The organism is Kitasatospora sp. MY 5-36, assembly GCF_001182915.1.
Taxonomy (GTDB): Bacteria; Actinomycetota; Actinomycetes; order Streptomycetales; family Streptomycetaceae; genus Kitasatospora.
This window is the reverse complement of the sequence record NZ_LFVW01001106.1, coordinates 1-1,884: the sequence shown is the minus strand read 5'-3', so window position 1 is coordinate 1,884 and position 1,884 is coordinate 1. Positions and strand designations below refer to the sequence as shown.

The following is a 1,884-nucleotide window of genomic DNA, read 5'->3' as shown; positions in this document are numbered from 1 at the left end:
CCGGGGCGGCCGCGCAGTGGCGCCGGAGCTCGGGCACGGGCACCGCGGCGGCGCTGACCGGCCTGTACGTGGCGGCCTTCGGCGGCTCGCACCCGCTGGCGAAGAAGATCGGCGCCTGGCCGTCCGTGTTCGCGGTGACCGGCGTGGTCGCGGCGGCCTCCACGGCCGCGACGGCGCTCTCCGCCCGCAAGCTCTAGCCGGCCCTCACCGGACCGCGCGCTCCGCACCGAACCGGGCCTCGAAGGCGGCCCGGTTCGCCGAGACCGGCGCGCGGTCCCAGACCGCGAACACCACCCGGTCGAAGGCCGCCCCGTACCGGGCCAGCGCCCCCTCGAAGGCCTCGGCGACCTGCGCCGGGTCGTTGCCGAACACCCCGCAGCCCCAGGCGCCGAGCACCAGCGTGCGCAGCTCGTGCCGGGCGGCCGCGGCGAGCACCCGCACGGCCCGCTCGGCGAGCACGCCGCGGACGTCCGTACCAGGTGAACGCCGTTCCAGCTGACCGGCGTTGGGCGCGGGCGAGGTCAGGAAGGAGACCGGGTACGGCCGCGCCAGCAGCTCGCCGCGCCCGTCCCGGATCACCGGCACCGCCGGCGAGACGATCACCCGGTGGCTGTACCGGAGGTCGGTGGAGGCCCGGTGCGCCTCGTAGTAGTCCGGCGCCTCCAGCAGGCAGCTGTACAGCAGCGCGCTGCGGCACAGGTCCTCCTCCTGGGCGCGGGCGCCGCGCAGGTAGCCGCCGCCGGGGTTGCGCGCGGAGGCGAAGTTCAGCACCCCGACCGGCCCCGCCCCGGCGTCGACCAGCCGGCGGGCGGCCTGGACGCTCCCCTCGGCCGTGACCTCGATCCGCCCGGCCGCCGGCCCCGGCCCGCGGCCGCCCTCCGCCAGCAGCGCGTCCAGCCGCTCCGGCGCGTACGACACCGTGCCGGCCTTCGCCGCCGCCAACTCCTCCCCCACCCGCACGAGTTCGCCCCCGGCCGTCCGGTAGCTCCCGCGCTCGGCGATCTCCTCGTTCACCCGTGCCACGTCGTGCAGTCTGCTGCTCATGGCCGCGACGCTACGGGACTACCGCGCCCGTGCGCCACAGGTTATTCTCACTTCCAGAACAACACCCCGGGGGGATGGCGGGGTGTCCGCGTGGGGGAAACGCGAAGGGCCCGCTCCAGGGGAGGAGCGGGCCCTTCGTGCGTTTCACGCGGTCGGCCTGGCCGTGTGGTCGGCCCGGCCGCACGTTCAGCCCGGCCGGCGGTCGGTCACCGCCGGTGCGGCGTCAGTTCTTCCAGCGCGGCTTGCGGTCGTCGCCGCCACCGAAGCCACCCGAACGGCCACCGCGGTCATCGCGGTCACGACCGCCACCGAAGCCGCCCGAACGGCCACCGCGGTCATCGCGGTCACGGCCACCGCCGAAGCCACCCGAACGGCCGCCGCGGTCGTCGCGGTCACGGTTGAAGCCACCGCGCTCGCGGTCGCCGCCACCGAAGCCACCCGAACGGCCACCACGGTCGTCACGGTCACGACCGCCACCGAAGCCGCCACGGTCACGGTTGAAGCCACCGCGGTCGGACTGCGGACGGCCACCGGAGCGGTGGTCGTCGCGGCGCGAGAACGGACGGCTGCTGCCGCCGCGCTCGTCACGGTCCCGGCCGAAGGACGGACGGTCGCCGAAGGAGCGGGCCGGACGGTCGCCGCCGCCGAAGCCACCCGAACGGCCGCCGCGGTCGTCACGGTCACGGCCGTAGGCCGGACGCTCGCCGCGCGCCTCGCGGTACGACGGGGCACGGTCCTCGGCCTGCGCCGCGGCGGGGGCCTCGGCGGCCGGAGCGGCCTCGGCCGACTCACCGGACTCGGCCTCGGCGGCCGGCTCCTCGTCCTCGATGCCCAGCTCGG

General features: G+C 76.8%; 2 protein-coding genes and 1 pseudogene. 2 read left to right on the top strand and 1 reads right to left on the bottom strand.

Going from position 1 to position 1,884, the window contains the following annotated elements; all coding sequences use genetic code 11:
- Positions 1-197, top strand: a pseudogene (locus tag AE652_RS40555) (hypothetical protein); the annotation flags it as partial.
- A 7-nt stretch (positions 198-204) separates the two neighbouring features.
- Here AE652_RS40555 and AE652_RS40550 read toward each other — a convergent pair.
- Positions 205-1,044: a TIGR02452 family protein gene (locus AE652_RS40550; protein ID WP_049660839.1), complete on the bottom strand. Its 840-nt coding sequence runs from the start codon at positions 1,042-1,044 to the stop codon at positions 205-207.
- Between AE652_RS40550 and AE652_RS49375 the strand changes: the two genes are divergently transcribed.
- On the top strand, positions 1,043-1,884 hold an 842-nt coding region (locus tag AE652_RS49375; protein WP_369808374.1), incomplete at its 3' end, for a hypothetical protein. The two genes, AE652_RS40550 and AE652_RS49375, sit on opposite strands and share 2 nt — an antisense overlap.

Coding starts and splice junctions, on each gene's coding strand:
- AE652_RS40550 (WP_049660839.1), bottom strand. CDS start 1,044: ATGAGCAGCAGACTGCACGACGTGGCACGGGTGAACGAGGAGATCGCC.